This is a genomic window from Paraburkholderia steynii, assembly GCF_900100565.1.
GTDB lineage: Bacteria > Pseudomonadota > Gammaproteobacteria > Burkholderiales > Burkholderiaceae > Paraburkholderia > Paraburkholderia terrae.
Genome location: NZ_FNDI01000004.1, coordinates 151,272 through 166,344, shown reverse-complemented (window position 1 = coordinate 166,344; position 15,073 = coordinate 151,272). Strand labels below are relative to the sequence as shown.

The following is a 15,073-nucleotide window of genomic DNA, read 5'->3' as shown; positions in this document are numbered from 1 at the left end:
AAGGTTAAATTGCAATCGCCGATATCCGGTGCATGAAAGCAAACGAACTTGACGAGCACGTCCCGGACGACCCCATGTGGCGTGTTGCGCAGGCAGTCGAAGGGAGCGTCCGCACCATTCGCAAGGCCCGCGGAAAATTGAACCCGGAAGACTGCACGCCCGGAACACTCGAATACGAAGTGGTCACGATGGAGTTTCTCGACGACTGCATCCGATCGTTGGGCGGCGACCCTGACGCGGACGACGAAGCGACGGGCTGAGTGTCGGCTCATGTGTGTCGAACCTCAGCGGCCCCTGGTGTGCCGCGCGTCGATTTTTGTCCGATACAGAAGAGTGAATTTCGCGCCATGCATTAATGGTGCCAGTATACTTCGCAGAGGTCGCGCACTTCGCGCAGCCGGCGACCCAGCGAACAATCTGGGATTCTTTTCTCGATGCAGCGACGTTCGGATGCGTTGCCGGCTGGCAGACCAGGGAGATGGCGTGAAGAAACGGTTGGCCTCGCTGACGGCCGAGATCATCTGGCTCTTGTGCTTTCTGGTGCTGGCGGCATTGGCACCGACGCTCTTTGCGAAGATAGTGTTGCTCGCCATCTGCGCGCTATTGGTCTGGCTATATAAGCCCAATAAAAACAGTAGCTAGGCAGAGAAGCCTCAACTCCCCATCGCAGGTCATCTTCCCGTCGGACGCCCGGACCGACTTCCAGCGGCGCATCGCCTGTCGCGATCGCCGCCGTGCTGCCAGACCCACCTGGCGTCGCCGCTTACCGCACATTCGAACACATCGCGTCACACTCCCAAGCCGGATCCCTCGGCTATTTCACGCATTCGACAGCGTAGTATCAGGCGGTGTACGCGTCGGGTTCGGTGCTTGCTCATCACTCATCACAGGCGGTGCGCCGACGCTGCACTGTCCCGTCGTCGACATGGCGGTTTATCACATCGTGCTCAACTGGAGTGACAAATGGAAACGACCAAGGCGGAAGGTACCCTTCGCGAAGCTGCAGGCAATGTGAAGGAAACAATCGGCTCGCTCGCAGGCGACGTCGGGATGCAACTCGAAGGCAAAGCGAATGAGTTGCACGGCAAGGCGCAACAACTCTGCGCGGACGCAAGCGATCTGGCACGCGACGCCATGTCGTCCCGCCCGCTTGCCGTGCTGGCGGGCGCGACTGCAATCGGCTTCGTGATAGGCGCGCTATGGTCAGCGAGGCGCGACACGGGCGACTAACCCGGCATAGGACGAGAGACCGCGCAGGCCACCCTACTTTCAGGAAGCCGTGAGATGTCGATCCAATCCAAAGTGAACCAGTGGAGCACCGTGAGCCGGTTCTGCATGGACCGGATGGCAGACTACGGCGAACTCATTTCCATCGAACTGGCGCAGGCGCGTGCGCAGCTCGCTCGCGAAGTGATTGCGCTCGTGGCGCTGGCGGTCGCGGGATTGTTTGCGCTGTCATTCTTTTGCATCGCGATCATCGCTACGGCATTGTCCACCCCGTACTTCGTTCAGGTGGCGTGGGCGATCGCCGCGGCGTGGCTGCTGTTGTGCGTGATTTCCTTCATCGTCGTTCGTACACAAAAGCCGGTGCGCTCTTTCCGCGTGCTTCAGGATGAAATTCACCACGACCTGCAAGCGGTCAAGGAGGCGTTGAAATGACTTCGCGACTCGCGGCGCTTGCCGCGGCTGAATCCGACGTGCGAGCGCGAATGGCCGTATCGCGCGCGAACCTGGTTGCCGCGCAGCAAGCAGCGCGTCTGGTTCCTGGCGCCAGGAGGCCTTCATTGACGATGCGCGCGCGAGAACTGGTATCGATTGCGCCGAACGTCACGCTGCTCGCGGCAGTGCTCCTCGGTTCGCTGGTGATAGGGCCGCGCAGGATCGTGGGCGTCGTCGTGCGCAACGGGCTCGTTGCGTGGATCGCCAAGACGGTGCGGCGTGTCGCGGGGAACTGAGCGTCGTCGCGATTCGCCGCCGGAGAGAAGCGTTCACGGTGTTGACGCAACCCTCCGTCTCAGCGCGATGATGGGACGTGTCAGATTGCGCTCCTGACCGCTCGTCCGCCAATTTTCACCGTCCCGTCGCCCGCGTATCGCGCCATGAGCGTACACGGCTGGCCGAGCGCGTCGCCTTGCTTCAGCGTAATGCTTCGCTCGAGAGACAAGGCCAGCGCACCCGCCGCCACCCCCGTCGCAGCATCTTCGAAGCGCGGCTCGAGATGATTGAAGTTCCGCCCCGCGTAGACGTCGTCATGAAGGCGGCAATAGACGTACATGCCTGAAACGCCGTGTGTGCGGCTCCATTCAGCAATGCCTGCCAGATCGGGGCGCAAGGAGGCCAGCACGGATTGATCCGCTACCTCGACCAGCAGCTTCGCGCTCCCCACCGATGCGAGTCCAGGTGTACCAATCAGGTCAGTCGGTTCGACGCGAAGCAACCGCGCCGTCTCCGCCACATGACTGGTCAACGCCGGGCAAGGCTGCGCCTTCACGCCGACGAAGATTCCCTCGTCAACGCGCTCGACCTCGAGCACCTGCCGATGCATGCTCGTGACGCACCGAGCGCGACCGATGTCCGGGTACCGCTCGAAGAAAACCGCGCTCGCCGCAAGCGTCGCATGCAGGCAAAGGGGGCTGCGGGCATGCGGGTAGTAATAGTCGAGCTGCATGTCGCCGGCCGCATCGACTTCCACAAACACCGTAGCGCTTGCGTTTTGCCGCTGGGCAAACTTCAGTCGTTCCGGTTCCGCCATCGCGGAGTCCTCGACAACGATCGCAGCGTTGCCACTCTCGTCATTGCGGCCGAAGCAAAGCATGCGCTGGATATTCATTGTCGGTCGTGTCGCTGGCGGATTGCATGGAGGTGGAAATTATCGCGCATTCCATCTCTCGAAGGCATTGGGTTGGGTCGACCGCCTCGACGTCCCCAGTCCGCTGCTGACGACGAACTGATCGCACCTGGCTTTTCTCATCGCGAAGCCTTGAACGAATCATGCACGTTCTTGCACGTTTACATTCTCGTTTATGCACGATATTATTCGGACATGACTGACGACATCCCCCTCGCACGACGCGACGAGATCGCGAACCGGCTCGCCCAAGGCCAGCCCGTCGTCGCCGCCGCGCTCGCTGCTGAATTCAATATTTCGGAAGACGCGATCCGTCGCGACCTCCGCGCGCTGGCAACGGAAGGCCGCTGCCGCAGGGTCTATGGCGGCGCGTTGCCGATCACGCCCGCATCCGCACCAATGGCGGCCCGCATGGATCTGGCACGCGAGCGGAAGTCGGCGCTGGCTCGTTCAGCCGTGCCGCTGATTCAATCCGGCGAACTCCTGTTCCTCGACAGCGGCAGCACCAATCTCGCGCTCGTCGACGTGTTGCCAGAGGAAAGCGAACTCACCGTGGCGACCAATTCCGTCGACATCGCCGCTGCCGTACTTCGCCGCTCCGATCTGCAGCTCATCATGATCGGTGGATCGGTCGATACGGCCGTGGGCGGATGCGTCGACGCGAGCGCGGTGGAGGCCATCGCCCAGTTGAATATCGACCGATGCTTCATCGGCTCGCGCGCGATATCGCCGAAGAGCGGGATCAGCGCATTCGGTCTCGCGGACGCGACGTTCAAACGCGCGGTCCTTGCGGCCAGCGAGCACAGCGTGGTACTCGCGCTCACCGACAAGTTCAATGCGCGCGCGCCTCATCGGGTCGCCACGCTCAAGGCGATCGAATGCGTGATCGTCGAACACGACCTGCCGCGCGCGGAGCGTACGGCCTTGTCGAAATCCGGCCCATCAGTTGTGAAGGCCGATCCGCCCGCCAGCCTGTGAGCGCGCGGCCAACTCATTCAGGACACCCGTGACAATGACGTTCGACCGCCCCGCAGCCCGACTCGCGACGCGCCTTGCCTTCCTCGTGGCCGGATTCGGTGTCGCGTGCTGGGCGCCGCTCGTGCCCTTCGCCAAGCAGCGGCTTGGCGTCGATGACGGCGTGCTCGGCCTGTTGCTGCTTTGCCTCGGCCTCGGATCGGTCATCGCGATGGTGATCACGGGCGCGCTCAGCGCGCGATACGGCAGCAAGCCGATCATCGTCGTGGCAGGATTCGGCCTGGCCGTGGTCCTCCCGTTTCTGACCGTTGTCAGCACACCGCTCACACTGGGTATTGCCTTGCTCGCGTTCGGCGCGTCGCTCGGTTCGCTCGACGTCGCGATGAATATCCACGCGATCGATGTCGAGCGGGCGGAGGGCCGGCCATTGATGTCGGGGTTTCACGCGCTGTTCAGCATCGGTGGCTTTGCGGGATCGATGGTGATGACCTTTCTTCTTTCGATGCACATCGGTCCGCTCGAAAGCACGTTGCTATGCGCCGTACTGATGCTCGGCGCGATCGCCTATGCAAGGTCACGGCTGATCGAAACGGCACACGCGAAAGAAGGTCCGCTATTCGTCGCGCCACGCGGCATCGTGCTGGTGCTTGCCGGTCTCACAGCGATTACGTTTCTTGTCGAAGGCGCACTGCTTGACTGGAGCGCGCTGCTGATCACGGGCGCGGGACTGGTGGCTGCTGCGCAAGGCGGAGTCGGTTACATGATTTTCTCGGTTGCGATGACGGCTGGCCGCCTGGGCGGCGACGCGGTGACCGCACGCGTCGGGGATCGCGCCATGGTGTTCTGGGGTGGATGGGTAGCGATGGGCGGTTTTGTTGTTCTGTTGACCGCCCCGGGCGCTGCGATTGCGATGGCAGGCTTTTTGTTGATCGGTCTTGGCGCATCGAACGTCGTGCCAGTGCTGTTTCGTCAGGCGGGCTCGCAACGCGCGATGCCATCGGCGCTCGCTGTCGTCGCGATCACGACGACCGGTTATGCGGGGAATCTCGTCGGCCCCGCGGGTGTGGGGTTTGTTGCGAATGGAGTAGGACTGCCGGGGGCATTCTGGATGCTGGCTGCTCTGCTTTGTCTTGTGCCGTGTTGTGCCCGGTTGGTTACGGCGAAACGGCCGCAGGTGGACTTGTCGTAACTTCGGTTACGGTGATGCCCTAAGACTGTCCACCTCGGTTGTCGTCCGCAGCACTTTCGGGCGGACAGCCGCCCGAATGCCCACATCCCGTCGCTTGCGAAGGTCGCCCGTGGATTATCGGCTTAGGGCGGCCTGGGCCCGTTGCAGCCACTCGCTGTTATGTTCACGGGCGTGGCGTGGCCAATGCCTGGCATCGTGAACGATCTCAGCGTAAAGTTCGCGCGCACGCTGGCGGTCGGCCTCGTCGGGCTGCGCGGCCAGCCAATCGGCATACAGGCAACGCGGTGCGGCGTCGCTTGCGTTCGCGAGCGCGCTATCGAACGCGGCGCGCGTGCCTGGCGCGCCAAGCGCGGCCAGCGTTCGTGCGTACAGCAAGGCAGGTTCCGGCTGCCGGCGGCCGAGAGGATCGGCGGCGAACAGCTTTTCCAGTGCGTCCAGCGTGGCCGCAGCATTACCATTGGCAAACTGCGCACGCGCCAGCCCCAGTAGCAGAGCCGGATCGGATGAGAATGGCCCGCTGGCGGCTGCCTGATAATGCTCCAGGGCTTCCACGGCATTTCCTGCGTCGAGCAGCGCTGCAGCCAGACGCATACGATGCGCGACGGTCGGCGCGCGATCGAAATCCGTGAGCGCCTCGCGCACCGCCCGGTTGGGATCGACAAACTGCGAAATGGCCCTCGTTGCCGTCCTCGCCCCACGCGACTGGCGCAGGGAGGGCAAGTAAATGACAAAGAAGTAGACCGCGCTACCAAGGCCAGGGAAAAGAAACAGGATCAGCAGCCAGTACATGTTCTGCTGGTTGCGCACGGCATGCACCGCAAAGAACAGGGCGATGATGACGTAAAGGCTGATTCCGAAGATGCGCATGACGGGAAGCTCAGTTGTGAGGCGCTGCCGACGGTGCGTCAGCGAAACGGCCGAGCGTTATTTTGACAGAAGCGCGCTGCCATGCCTGATGGCTCGGCGGGCTCCTTCCCGCGCCACTCCTGATGAGCCAACTTCAGACCTGACCCACGCCCCGGAAAGCGACACTGTGCGTAGAACGTCGCTATGATCCTTTGCCTCTGGCGGCTGTGTTTTGCGCGACGCATATACAGGCGCTCAGGCTGACCAGCTCGAACAATAGGCGCGGCCACGCCCGCAGGGTATGGCTTCGCACAAGCCACCCGCTTGCACCGCTATAATGGAGGGCTGGAGACGTGGTGGCGGAAAGCACCCGGAACCGGCGGGTCACCCGTCGAATTTGCCCGAAATTTTCCGGGTGCCCGGCCTGACCGGGGTTTGCGCGACGCGTCGGCGTCTATGAGGCACGGGGTTTCGGCGTCCAGGCTTGCCCCCTTTCATGTGCTCCCGGTCATCGTACGTCCGGTCGCGTGCTTGCCTGATGATGACTTCGGGGCGGAACGGCCTTCCCCGCACAGACTCGCTTCAGTTTCTCATCGTGAAGTTGCTTGAGTTGTCCGGCCTGGTCAGTTTGCAGTCCCGTGTACAGCTTTTTCCGCCGAGGGAAGATCTGCACCCGGGATGCCCACGTAGCGAACAACGCCGCCATCAGCATGCCGGTCTCCACCTGTTTCAACACCGCCACGATTCCGTGGTGATCACATTTCAGTACTCATGCTACGTCTAAGCGAAGTCAAACTCCCGCTCGACCATCCCGAGAGCGATCTCGAAGCCGCGATTCGCGCGCGCCTCGCGGATCTCGGCGTGCCGGCAGACGGGCTCCTCCGTTACACCGTGTTCCGCCGTGCGCACGACGCACGCAAGCGCTCCGACATCAAGCTGACCTATATCGTCGATGTCGAAGTCAAGGACGAAGCGGCCGCGCTCAAGCGGATGGCCGGCAAGCCGCATTGCGGACCGACGCCGGACATGGCGTACCACTTTGTCGCAAAGGCTCCCGAGCACACAGATTCCCTGCGCCCGGTCGTGATCGGCATGGGGCCGTGCGGCCTGTTCGCAGGACTTATCCTCGCGCAGATGGGGTTCCGTCCGATCATCCTCGAACGCGGCAAAGCCGTGCGCGAGCGCACCAAGGACACCTTTGGCCTGTGGCGCAAGTCCGTACTGAACCCGGAATCCAATGTGCAGTTCGGCGAAGGCGGGGCCGGAACGTTTTCCGACGGCAAGCTCTACAGCCAGATCAAGGATCCGAACCACTACGGCCGCAAGGTGCTGGACGAATTCGTCAAGGCGGGCGCGCCGGACGACATCCTGTATCTGAGCCGGCCGCACATCGGCACGTTCCGCCTCGTCAGCATGGTGGAAAAAATGCGCGCCAACATCGAGGAACTGGGAGGCGAAGTGCGCTTCGAAACCAGGGTCGAGGACATCGAAATCGATCAGGGCAAGGTGCGCGCGCTCAAGCTCTCGAATGGCGAAACGTTGCGGTGCGATCATGTGGTGCTGGCCGTGGGCCACAGCGCGCGCGACACTTTCCAGATGCTGCACGATCGCGGCGTGTATATGGAAGCGAAGCCTTTTTCACTGGGGTTTCGCATCGAGCATCCGCAGGGGGTGATCGATCGCAGCCGCTTCGGCAAGTTCGCGGGCCACAAGCAACTCGGCGCGGCCGACTACAAGGTGGTCCATCACTGCAGTAACGGACGGGCCGTCTACAGCTTTTGCATGTGCCCTGGCGGCACGGTGGTCGCGGCCACCTCCGAGCCGGGCCGCGTGGTCACCAACGGCATGAGCCAGTATTCCCGGGCCGAGCGCAACGCGAATGCGGGTATCGTCGTCGGCATCACGCCGGAAGACTATCCCGGCGGCCCGCTGGCCGGCATCGCGTTCCAGCGCAAATGGGAAGAGCGCGCATTCGAACTCGGCGGCGGCGATTACCACGCGCCGGGTCAACTGGTCGGAGACTTTATCGCCGGCCGGCCGTCGACGTCGCTTGGCGCGGTGGTGCCGTCGTACAAGCCGGGCGTACGCCCGACGGATCTCAGCACCGCGCTGCCCGACTACGTGATCGAAGCAATCCGTGAAGCGCTCCCGCAGATGGATAAGAAGATCGCAGGTTTCGCGATGCACGATGCAGTGCTCACCGGCGTGGAGACGCGCACGTCGTCACCGCTGCGGATTCGACGCAAAGACGATTTCCAAAGCATGAACGTCGACGGTCTGTATCCGGCCGGCGAAGGCGCGGGGTATGCGGGCGGTATCTATTCGGCGGCCATCGACGGCATCGAAGTGGCGCAAGCGTTGGCACTCAATCTGACGTCGGCGCACACGCCCTGAAGTGCCGGACAGGATCAGCGCGTGAAGGTCCGATAGCTCAGTGAAGCCGACTTTCGAATGTCAGCATGAAAACCCCGGGGCCGGCGCTCGCGTGCCGGCGGTTTGACAGTCGCGAGACGGGCGGCGGATACTGAATCGCGCGGTCGCCCGCTCGTGCCCGGCGCCGCGCGTTCCGGGGGAGCGCCGTGAAGCCAGGTGCCACAGGTTCCGCGTCCGAGTCTGCCTCTGCAAGCGCTGCCGCACCGCGCATGACGACTGTCGGCCTGCTCGGCGACCTGACGGCGGGCGCCGTCTCGACGCTCGTCATGCTCTGCTACGCAATGAGCCTGGGCACGCTGATCTTCAGCGCGGACCTCGCGCGCTACGCCGAACTCGGCGTGCCTACCGCGCTGGTCAGCTGCATCGTCACGGCGCTGGTGATCGCGCTGACCAGTTCAATGCGCCTGAATATCGCCGGGCCGGACAGCAACGCGACGGCCTTTCTCGCGGGCGTGGCGGCAGGCGTCGCGAGCAGCGTGCGTGCCGACGGCGGCTCGCCGCAAACCATTCTTCTGACCGTACTGATCGCCATCGCGCTGTGTTCGGTGATGACGGGCATCGTGCTGTACGCGATCGGTTCGTCGAAGCGCAGCCGTTCATTGCAGTTCCTGCCGTATCCCGTGGTCGGCGGATTTCTGGCGGGCACCGGTTATCTGCTGCTGGCGGGCGCGTTCCGCGTGCTGACGGGCGCGTCGCCGCAGTGGCACACCCTGCCCCTGCTCACGCATCTGCACTGGCTCGCGTGGATGCCGGCGCTGTTCATCGGCGTGCTCACAACCGTTTTCACGCGCGGCCGGCAGCACATCGCCGCGCTGCCGTTCGTGCTCGCGTGCGGGGTCGTGCTGTTCTATCTGTCGCTGCACTTCGCCGGACTCTCAATCGACGATGCGCGCAACATGGGCTTGCTGCTGCCGCATGTGAAGCTGCACTTCTTCCCGGATATGCACATGCCCGCACCGCTCGCGAATGGTGCAATCGACTGGGCCGCGATCGCGGCGCATCTGCCGGAGACGCTCGTCGTGACGTCTGCGTCGGCGATCACGATCCTGATGAACTCGACGGCCATCGGCGCGGCAACAGGCGAGGATGTCGACCTGAACCGCGAAATGCGCGCGGCGGGCCTTGCCAACATCGCGAGCGGGTTGCTGGGCGGGATGGTCGGCTATCAGTCGTACAACCGCTCGATGCTCAATGCGCGCGCTGGCGCGACGAGCCGCATGGCGGGCGTATTCGCGGCGCTAGCGTGCCTTGTTGCGCTCGTGGTATCGCCCGATCTGGTAGCGCTCTTTCCCGTCCCCGTGCTGGTCGGGCTGCAGCTTTTCATGGGGCTGCGGCTGCTGATGCAATGGCTGGTCGGTGCGTATGCAAGGCTCAGCTGGTACGAGTACGCGCTCGTGCCCGGCATGCTTGCCGTCGTGGCGCTCTATGGCGTCGTTGCGGGCGTGATCGCGGGCGTCATTGCCGCGTGTGTGATGTTCACGCTGCTGTACGGACGCGTTAGCTGCGTGCGCATGGCATTCGATGCGACCACGCGCACCTCGACCGTCGAGCGCAGTATCGAGGATGCCGCGCGTTTGCGCGAACTCGGCACGCAGTTATGCGGGATGTGTCTGCAGGGCTTTCTGTTCTTCGGCACCGCGAATTCGATTCTGCAACGCGTGCGCGAACGGCTCGAGGCAAAAGATGCCGTACCCGTGCGCTATATCGTGCTCGACTTCGCGTCGACCAACGGCATGGATGCGTCGGTATCGATCGCGTTTGTGAAGCTGCGGCAACTGTGCGCGGCGTCGGGCGCCGACCTCGTGCTCACCGCGTTGCCCGCGCGCTCACGCAGTTTGCTCGTGAGGACGGGTACGCTGAACTTGCGGATACACGAATTCGCCACGCTCGATGCGGGTCTCGAATGGATCGAAGACACGCTGCTCGGATCGGGTTCCGCCGTGCAGCCATCGGGCGAACAGAATTTCCGCTCGACACTCGCTCCGCATTTCACGCCACCTGCGCTGGAAAGACTGTGTGAGTGCCTCGAAGTACGCGATCTCGACGCAGGTCAATTACTGTTTTCGCGCGGCGAGCCGGGTGACGCGCTGTATATCGTCGAGCGCGGACGCGTCGCCGTTTCGCTGCCGCTGCCCGACGGCCGGCTCGTGCGGCTACGCTCGTTCGGCCCCGGCACGGTGGTCGGCGAAATGGCCGTGTACACGCAGACCACACGAAGCGCCGATGTGATCGCCGAAACGCCGACGCGCGTTCACCGTCTGTCGGTGCCCACACTGCTCGCGCTCGAACGCGAAGACCCCGTCACCGCACAGCAGTTTCACCGCTTTCTGATCAAGACGATTGCGTCGCGGCTCGCTGTTGCCGATGAAGCGCTGCGTGCCGCGTATTGAGCGCGTTGGGTGTCAACGGCGAGCTAGCCACGGTCAGCTGGATCGTTCTCGACGAAAGCCGTTAGCGATGGCGATGAAGCTTGACGGTCGCCTTGCTGCTTGCGGGCGCAACCGACAACGCACAGCCTACGAAAAGTCAGTTGATCGGCTTACGTCTTCCCACGCGTCGATCGCCGTTTGCATCGTGGATAGCTTTCGTCGCACAACACTCAACGCATCGCTACCTAGCAAAAGATGGACGGGTGGATCGGGATGTTCGACGAGATCCAGCAGCAGGCGCGCAGCCTTGTCCGGGTCGCCCGCCTGTCTGCCGTCCTTCGCCTGGCGGGCCTGGCGAACGGGATCGAACACGGCGTCGTAATCTGCGATGCTGCGTTCAGAGCGCACCATCGAGCGGCCCGCCCAATCGGTGCGAAACGAACCCGGCGCGACGGCCGTCACGCTGATACCGAAGCCGCGAACTTCCTGCGCCAGCGACTCGGAAATCCCTTCGAGGGCAAACTTGCTGCCGCTGTAGTACGAGATGCCGGGAAACGTCGTGAGGCCCGCCATCGATGTCATGTTGATGATGTGACCGGTTCGGCGCACGCGCATGGATGGCAAGACAGCCTTGATCATTGCAACGGCGCCAAATACGTTCACGTTGAACTGATGCATCAGTTCATCGAGCGAAGACTCTTCGAGCGTCCCCTCGTGACCATACCCCGCGTTATTGACGAGTACATCGACCGGGCCGGTTCGTTCAGCCACGCCTGCAACGGCCGCGTCGATTTTGGCGAAATCGGTTACGTCGAGGACCACACCATGAGCACGGTCCGACTGCAGTTGCTCGAACGTTGCTTTCGCCGCTTCGCTCCTGACTGTGCCGATGACGATGTGCCCAGCCGACAGCGCACTTTGCGCGAAAGCGCGTCCGAACCCAGAACTCGCACCCGTAATCAGGAACACCCGTTGCCGAGATTCGCTCATGGTAACGACCTTGCCAAATTGGTGATTATCGATAGGACCGGGTACCGCTTACCCGGTGACGCCACTGTACTTGCGCCAGGCTGGCCGTTGCATCGAGTGGCGTTCAATTCAGTTTTTCGTGTGGGGAACAACTCGCAAAAAGACGCCTGCAGTTTTCAACGCCGAGGGGACACGCCACAACAGTTCTTCGAAAGGCTCACGCCGGAAATGGCTTCGTCTGACCCGCTTTGCGGTAAGCGGCGGAGCCCCCTTCATACCATCGGATGATCCGGCAAAACTATCGTTCGATGGCGCGCACCCAGCAGTCGGACTTGAATACAAGCGTTCCTTGAACGTGTCAGCAATAGCGACGACTTCCGCCTCATGCCATCCCCTGGCGATGTCTCGATTAGACATCGGCCTTAACGAACGGAGATTGAAATGAAAATTCTGTTAGTACTGACTTCGCACAACGTGCTTGGAGATACTGGCAAGCCGACCGGCTCCTGGCTGGAAGAGTTCACTGCGCCCTACTACGCCTTCACGGACGCCGGCGCACAGGTCACCGTGGCCTCTCCCAAAGGCGGCCATCCCCCCATCGATCCTCGAAGCGACGATCCGGACAATCAGACCGATACGATGCAACGCTTCAAGAAAGATCCCGCTACGCAAAAGGTGCTTGCCAATAGCGTCAAGCTCGCCGACGTCAAGGCGGCCGACTACGACACGATCTTCTATGCGGGTGGTCATGGTCCGATGTGGGATCTGACCAATGACAGGAACTCGATCGCGTTGATCGAAGATTTCTACAACGCCGGCAAACCGGTCGCCGCTGTCTGTCACGGACCATGCGTGTTTCGACAGGCTACCTATGAAGGACAACCGCTCGTCAAGGGCAAGCGCGTCACGTGCTTCACCAATGATGAAGAGGAAGCTGTCGGCTTGACCAAGGTCATGCCGTTCCTGGTCGAGGATGAGCTAAAGCGTCTAGGCGGACACTTCGAAAAAGTGGCCAACTGGGCCGTACACACCATTGTCGATGGGCGCCTGATCACGGGCCAGAATCCGGCTTCGTCTGGCCCGACTGCCAGAGAGTTGCTCAAGGTTTTGCAGGCCTAGTTTCCATCCGGCGCGAGCCATCACGCCCGTTGCATATGCCGGCGACAGGAGTCACCCATGAATGCGACCACGAACCCCGTTCAGATCAGAGTTACACAGCGGTCCCCCGCCTATTGGCGCGTCACGATCGACAACCCGCCCATCAACGTCATGGGCCCGCCAATGGTCCAGCAGTTCAACGAAGTCATTGACGCTCTCGAAACCGACGAGCACGTGAAAGTCGTGGTGTTCGACAGTGCCGTCGACGGCTACTTCCTGAATCACTCGGATTTCACGGCCAGGCTCGACGAGCTGACCGCCCTGCCACCCGGTCGCACAGGCTTGCCGCAGTGGCCAGACTTTCTCGTGCGGCTGCCACGTGCGCCTGTCGTCTCCATCGCCCTCATCCGCGGACGGGCGACGGGTAATGGCAGCGAAATTACGCTCGCCTGTGACATGAGTTTCGCCAGTCGGGAAAAGACGATCATCTCGCAGTGGGAGGTCGGCGTAGGAATGGTCGCAGGCGGTGGTCCAATGGCCCGGCTGCCCCAGCTGATCGGCCGTAATCGCGCGCTGGAGGTGCTTCTGGGTTCGGAAGACGTCGATGGCGACAAGGCCGAGGCCTATGGCTACGTGAACCGGGCGCTACCCGATGCCGAGCTCGACGCGTATGTGGACGCGCTCGCGACCCGAATCTCCGCGTTCGACAAGTGGGCGATCGCAACCACCAAGCGCCTCGTCAATACCAGTTTGCCCCCGGACGTCGAACTCGGGGCGGGATGGGATGCGTGTATCGCGTCTCTCGGGAGGCCCGCGGCGCAACAGGGCATCAAGGCGCTGCTCGCCCGTGGATTTCACAAGCCGGGCGATGTTGAAGAGCGACTGGGGTATTACCTTGGCCGTCTCGCGAATTGAACCGGCGCGCGACGTGGTTCGCAAGCGATCGTCTTTAGGCGATGCTCGCAGTATTCAGATTGTCAAATGACCATGAGCTGGAACCGTCGTCCGATATGTATCGAACTGCCCGCACACGCGTTGGATACTCGTTTCGAGCGCGTGTTTTTTTCGGAGGACGATGAATCAGGACTCTTACAAAGTCCGTTCGGCTTGCTACCGGTTCACATCAACCGCGAGTGTCGATCCAGTGGCATGCCCAGCTTCGCGCGTAATCGACCGCGTCGGCCTCGTCGACGAAATAGTCGAGCGAAAAGAATTCGTATTGATTCGGTGCGCGTCGCGCGCCATCGCGCTCGAGCAGCAGATTTGCGGAAAACAGACCATCGGGCAGGCAATGTGCTGACGGACGTACGGTATAACCCCCGTATTGCTGGGTTGTTGAATTTTGCATTTGTCTTTGATGTTTTGAATTGTATTAGTCACGCCTGGAAAGCATGTGCCGCTGAGACGGCAACCAGCATGACAGAGGCGGCTTCGCGCCGTTTAAGATGCGACTGGCAAGCGCCAGTGCGGGAGACGTGGAGCGTGGACTTCGGGGAGAAAACGAATCGGGGCCGCGATCGGGCCCCGCACTGCTACGCCTTAAACCGGCGTGATGTTTGCAGCTTGCACGCCCTTCGGGCCGCGCTTCGTTTCGAAGCTGACCTTCTGGCCTTCAGCGAGGCTCTTGAAGCCATCGCCGCGAATTTCGGAGAAGTGCGCGAACAGGTCGTCACCGCCGTTATCCGGGGAGATGAAGCCGAAGCCCTTTGCGTCGTTAAACCATTTGACAGTACCGGTATCCATACGAATCCTTGAAACAGAAAAATTGAAGAGATTGTCGCTCCAGAGTTTGGAGCCAAAGGATCAAGGAGGGAGAGGACAACGAATACCGCCGAGGGGCAACGGAACTATTGATGAACAGCAATCGAACTTCTTGAACTTCGGGGCACATTAACACCTGTGCGCCACAATTGCAAGGTTTCAGTGAGCTGGCCCGGGTATTTCTCGACCCGGTGCCAGTCAACGTCATCGAAACGAGCCGCTCCGCTGAGCCGCCACTCGCCGGACAAGCGCCTCAGAAGCCACACGAAGATTGACGACGCGGGGTCAATACATCTTCCTTGGCGGCAGTGCGCGGCGAATCTGTTTGCGCAACCGGGCCACGGCGGCCGCTTTCTTGCGCTTACGCTCCGTGGTGGGCTTTTCATACGCCGTGCGCGCACGCAACTCCGCGATCAGTCCGTTATTCTGGATTGCACGGCGGAAACGTCGAAGCGCAACTTCGACGGGCTCATTGGGTTTGGGGATGACGGTAGTCAGATCGTTCCTTGAAGTCTTGATTCGATTGATAAAAAGCCGCGCATAGCGAGCACGTCGTCCGATGCAGACGGCAAAAGACACTTCACT

General features: G+C 62.0%; 17 protein-coding genes. 11 read left to right on the top strand and 6 right to left on the bottom strand.

Annotated elements, in window-relative coordinates:
• Positions 1-32 precede the first annotated feature (32 nt).
• From BLT65_RS09540 to BLT65_RS09520, 5 genes are all read left to right on the top strand, one after another.
• A complete protein-coding gene (locus tag BLT65_RS09540) occupies positions 33-260 on the top strand; it encodes a hypothetical protein (protein ID WP_042304545.1) in 228 nt (75 codons plus the stop codon).
• Positions 261-483: 223 nt separating this feature from the next.
• On the top strand, positions 484-642 hold the full coding sequence (locus tag BLT65_RS47160; RefSeq protein ID WP_156132204.1) for a hypothetical protein: 159 nt from the start codon (positions 484-486) through the stop codon (positions 640-642).
• A 321-nt stretch (positions 643-963) separates the two neighbouring features.
• Positions 964-1,230 carry a CsbD family protein gene (locus tag BLT65_RS09530; protein ID WP_091777249.1) on the top strand — a complete coding sequence of 89 codons (267 nt, stop codon included), beginning with the start codon at positions 964-966 and terminating at the stop codon, positions 1,228-1,230.
• A 54-nt stretch (positions 1,231-1,284) separates the two neighbouring features.
• Entirely contained in the window at positions 1,285-1,659 is a 375-nt protein-coding gene (locus BLT65_RS09525; RefSeq protein WP_042304547.1) for a phage holin family protein, read from the top strand.
• Positions 1,656-1,955 (top strand): hypothetical protein, encoded by a 300-nt coding sequence (locus BLT65_RS09520; protein WP_091777247.1) that lies wholly within the window; start codon positions 1,656-1,658, stop codon positions 1,953-1,955. The genes BLT65_RS09525 and BLT65_RS09520 overlap by 4 nt, the downstream gene beginning before the upstream one ends.
• Positions 1,956-2,035: 80 nt before the next feature.
• Here BLT65_RS09520 and BLT65_RS09515 read toward each other — a convergent pair whose 3' ends face one another.
• Positions 2,036-2,830 carry a PhzF family phenazine biosynthesis protein gene (locus BLT65_RS09515; RefSeq protein ID WP_091777245.1) on the bottom strand — a complete coding sequence of 265 codons (795 nt, stop codon included), beginning with the start codon at positions 2,828-2,830 and terminating at the stop codon, positions 2,036-2,038.
• Positions 2,831-3,043: 213 nt separating this feature from the next.
• Here BLT65_RS09515 and BLT65_RS09510 point away from each other — a divergent pair, with 213 nt between their 5' ends.
• Together BLT65_RS09510 and BLT65_RS09505 are read left to right on the top strand one after the other, a co-directional pair.
• The gene (locus tag BLT65_RS09510) at positions 3,044-3,826 is read left to right on the top strand and encodes a DeoR/GlpR family DNA-binding transcription regulator (RefSeq protein ID WP_091777660.1); all 783 of its coding nucleotides are present in this window, start codon (positions 3,044-3,046) and stop codon (positions 3,824-3,826) included.
• A gap of 34 nt (positions 3,827-3,860) precedes the next feature.
• Positions 3,861-5,012, top strand: a complete 1,152-nt coding sequence (locus tag BLT65_RS09505; RefSeq protein WP_091777242.1) for an MFS transporter — start codon at positions 3,861-3,863, stop codon at positions 5,010-5,012.
• A 114-nt stretch (positions 5,013-5,126) separates the two neighbouring features.
• Here the strand turns inward: BLT65_RS09505 and BLT65_RS09500 are convergent, their stop codons facing one another.
• Positions 5,127-5,879, bottom strand: a complete 753-nt coding sequence (locus BLT65_RS09500) for a hypothetical protein (protein ID WP_091777240.1) — start codon at positions 5,877-5,879, stop codon at positions 5,127-5,129.
• A gap of 750 nt (positions 5,880-6,629) precedes the next feature.
• On the opposite strand from BLT65_RS09500, the gene BLT65_RS09490 reads away from it, so the two are divergent.
• Both BLT65_RS09490 and BLT65_RS09485 read left to right on the top strand, forming a co-directional pair.
• A complete protein-coding gene (locus BLT65_RS09490) occupies positions 6,630-8,252 on the top strand; it encodes an NAD(P)/FAD-dependent oxidoreductase (RefSeq protein ID WP_091777235.1) in 1,623 nt (540 codons plus the stop codon).
• 185 nt (positions 8,253-8,437) lie between these two features.
• The gene (locus BLT65_RS09485) at positions 8,438-10,681 is read left to right on the top strand and encodes a SulP family inorganic anion transporter (RefSeq protein ID WP_425273111.1); all 2,244 of its coding nucleotides are present in this window, start codon (positions 8,438-8,440) and stop codon (positions 10,679-10,681) included.
• Between the two features lie 126 nt (positions 10,682-10,807).
• Here BLT65_RS09485 and BLT65_RS09480 read toward each other — a convergent pair whose 3' ends face one another.
• On the bottom strand, positions 10,808-11,650 hold the full coding sequence (locus tag BLT65_RS09480) for an oxidoreductase (RefSeq protein ID WP_091777231.1): 843 nt from the start codon (positions 11,648-11,650) through the stop codon (positions 10,808-10,810).
• Between the two features lie 420 nt (positions 11,651-12,070).
• On the opposite strand from BLT65_RS09480, the gene BLT65_RS09475 reads away from it, so the two are divergent.
• Positions 12,071-12,748, top strand: coding sequence for a type 1 glutamine amidotransferase domain-containing protein (locus BLT65_RS09475; protein ID WP_091777229.1), 678 nt, complete (start codon positions 12,071-12,073; stop codon positions 12,746-12,748).
• Between the two features lie 57 nt (positions 12,749-12,805).
• A complete protein-coding gene (locus BLT65_RS09470; RefSeq protein WP_091777227.1) occupies positions 12,806-13,642 on the top strand; it encodes an enoyl-CoA hydratase/isomerase family protein in 837 nt (278 codons plus the stop codon).
• 208 nt (positions 13,643-13,850) lie between these two features.
• On the opposite strand, the gene BLT65_RS09465 is transcribed toward BLT65_RS09470, so the two are convergent.
• From BLT65_RS09465 to rpsU, 3 genes are all read right to left on the bottom strand, one after another.
• Positions 13,851-14,075 (bottom strand): hypothetical protein, encoded by a 225-nt coding sequence (locus BLT65_RS09465; RefSeq protein ID WP_042304564.1) that lies wholly within the window; start codon positions 14,073-14,075, stop codon positions 13,851-13,853.
• A gap of 191 nt (positions 14,076-14,266) precedes the next feature.
• Positions 14,267-14,470 carry a cold-shock protein gene (locus BLT65_RS09460; protein ID WP_007580847.1) on the bottom strand — a complete coding sequence of 68 codons (204 nt, stop codon included), beginning with the start codon at positions 14,468-14,470 and terminating at the stop codon, positions 14,267-14,269.
• 303 nt (positions 14,471-14,773) lie between these two features.
• Positions 14,774-14,986: a 30S ribosomal protein S21 gene (gene rpsU, locus BLT65_RS09455; RefSeq protein ID WP_081920737.1), complete on the bottom strand. Its 213-nt coding sequence runs from the start codon at positions 14,984-14,986 to the stop codon at positions 14,774-14,776.
• Positions 14,987-15,073: the final 87 nt, after the last annotated feature.

What these genes read in the sequence shown, in the direction of transcription:
- BLT65_RS09540 (WP_042304545.1), top strand. Translation starts at nt 33, where the DNA reads ATGAAAGCAAACGAACTTGACGAGCACGTCCCGGACGACCCCATGTGG.
- BLT65_RS09530 (WP_091777249.1), top strand. Translation starts at nt 964, where the DNA reads ATGGAAACGACCAAGGCGGAAGGTACCCTTCGCGAAGCTGCAGGCAAT.
- BLT65_RS09525 (WP_042304547.1), top strand. Translation starts at nt 1,285, where the DNA reads ATGTCGATCCAATCCAAAGTGAACCAGTGGAGCACCGTGAGCCGGTTC.
- BLT65_RS09520 (WP_091777247.1), top strand. Translation starts at nt 1,656, where the DNA reads ATGACTTCGCGACTCGCGGCGCTTGCCGCGGCTGAATCCGACGTGCGA.
- BLT65_RS09515 (WP_091777245.1), bottom strand. Translation starts at nt 2,830, where the DNA reads ATGAATATCCAGCGCATGCTTTGCTTCGGCCGCAATGACGAGAGTGGC.
- BLT65_RS09510 (WP_091777660.1), top strand. Translation starts at nt 3,044, where the DNA reads ATGACTGACGACATCCCCCTCGCACGACGCGACGAGATCGCGAACCGG.
- BLT65_RS09505 (WP_091777242.1), top strand. Translation starts at nt 3,861, where the DNA reads ATGACGTTCGACCGCCCCGCAGCCCGACTCGCGACGCGCCTTGCCTTC.
- BLT65_RS09500 (WP_091777240.1), bottom strand. Translation starts at nt 5,879, where the DNA reads ATGCGCATCTTCGGAATCAGCCTTTACGTCATCATCGCCCTGTTCTTT.
- BLT65_RS09490 (WP_091777235.1), top strand. Translation starts at nt 6,630, where the DNA reads ATGCTACGTCTAAGCGAAGTCAAACTCCCGCTCGACCATCCCGAGAGC.
- BLT65_RS09480 (WP_091777231.1), bottom strand. Translation starts at nt 11,650, where the DNA reads ATGAGCGAATCTCGGCAACGGGTGTTCCTGATTACGGGTGCGAGTTCT.
- BLT65_RS09475 (WP_091777229.1), top strand. Translation starts at nt 12,071, where the DNA reads ATGAAAATTCTGTTAGTACTGACTTCGCACAACGTGCTTGGAGATACT.
- BLT65_RS09470 (WP_091777227.1), top strand. Translation starts at nt 12,806, where the DNA reads ATGAATGCGACCACGAACCCCGTTCAGATCAGAGTTACACAGCGGTCC.
- BLT65_RS09465 (WP_042304564.1), bottom strand. Translation starts at nt 14,075, where the DNA reads ATGCAAAATTCAACAACCCAGCAATACGGGGGTTATACCGTACGTCCG.
- BLT65_RS09460 (WP_007580847.1), bottom strand. Translation starts at nt 14,470, where the DNA reads ATGGATACCGGTACTGTCAAATGGTTTAACGACGCAAAGGGCTTCGGC.